This is a genomic window from Actinosynnema sp. NPDC023658 (assembly GCF_040639995.1).
Taxonomy (GTDB): domain Bacteria; phylum Actinomycetota; class Actinomycetes; order Mycobacteriales; family Pseudonocardiaceae; genus Actinosynnema.
Genome location: NZ_JBFAAX010001265.1, coordinates 1 through 1,434, shown reverse-complemented (window position 1 = coordinate 1,434; position 1,434 = coordinate 1). Strand labels below are relative to the sequence as shown.

General features: G+C 69.9%; 1 protein-coding gene. It reads left to right on the top strand.

The features are described 5' to 3' along the window. Window positions 1-200: 200 nt before the first annotated feature. Window positions 201-1,322 carry a hypothetical protein gene (locus AB0G02_RS40125; RefSeq protein ID WP_360805757.1) on the top strand — a complete coding sequence of 374 codons (1,122 nt, stop codon included), beginning with the start codon at window positions 201-203 and terminating at the stop codon, window positions 1,320-1,322. Window positions 1,323-1,434: the final 112 nt, after the last annotated feature.

Sequence of the window (1,434 nt, the reverse complement as noted above, 5' to 3'; positions counted from 1 at the left end):
CCCTCCCACACCTCCCACACCCCCCCCCGTTGGGGCCGCCCTGGCTTTTCGTCCCCCAGCGTTTTTTACCGGGGGGGGCCCCCCCCCCCCCCCCCCGGGGCCCCCCCCACCGCTCCTCCTTCCCGAGACCTGCTCCGACCGAACGGAGACCACAGCCCCCGCCGCCGTCAGGAAAGCGCTTACCAAACCCAGGAGAGCAGATGAGAGCACTTCTCGCCGTGTCAGCGTTGACCGCGGCGCTGTTGCAGGTCGGTGCGCCGGACGCCTTGGCGGCGTGCGGCGACGGCACGTACCAGGCCGAGGTGACCGGGTCCGGCAGCAGCTTCACCGCACGCCGGGGCAGCAGCACGGTCTACACCGGCAGCAGCTTGCGGGCCGCGATGCAGGCGGCCAACGACAGCCTCACCGCCAACCGCACGTCCAAGGAGCGGATCGTCGTGCGGGCGTCGGGCTCGATCCCCGCGGGCGAGCGCTACTCGATGCGCAGCTACACCACCCTCGACGTGTGCGGCACCATCAACGTCACCGGCTCGGGCTCGGGGGACTACGCCCCGGTCTACGCGCGGGGCGTCCGCGACATCGAGGTCCAGAACCTCACGCTCACCGGCAGCCCGGTGTACGGCATCTTCATGCGCAACGTCACGAACGTGGTGATCGGCACCGTGAACATGCGCCTGTCCAGGGGGCTGGGGGTGCGCATCGACAACCGCGGCGACACCAGCCAGTGGAGCCGCAACATCCGCCTGGACTACGCCTACGTGCAGGGCGCCAGCTCGCACGCCGTGGAGACCTACGGCGTGGACGGCTTGACCATCGGCACGGTGGTGGCCCGCAGCGTCGGTGAGTCGGGCCTGCTGCTCAACCAGACGATCAACGCCACCGTGGGCACCGTCGACGCGGAGAACGCGGGGACCGGCACCGGGTACGCGGCGTTCCGCACCGCCAACCGCAACGGCCGCGTCGGGGACAGCTACCCGATCAACGTCCGGGTGGGCAAGGTCGTCGCGCGCGGCGGCGGGCGCGGCATCTTCTGCGTGTCGGAGAGCGGCGGCCTGCAGATCGACCGGATCGACATCGCGCAGACCGGCAGCAACTCGATCCTCGTCGAGAACTGCTACAACGTGAACATCGCGGCGCAGGGCGGGACGGTCACCGGGCCCGGCGACATCCGGCTGGCGGCGCGCACCGAGTTCCCGGTGACCCGCGACGTCGTGATCCAGAACTTGACCGTCACCAACTCCGCGATCACCGAGAGCCCTTGCGGGACGAACACGACGTTCCGCAACAACACGTTGGTCAACTCCAGGCAGAGTGTGTGTTAGGGGAGTTGACGAGGGTGAGGGCAAGCCGCACTGGGACCGGATCATGCCGCTGGCCAAGCAGGCCAACGCGCACGTCACCGGCCTGCTGTCGGGCGTGTACCTGGTGGCCGAC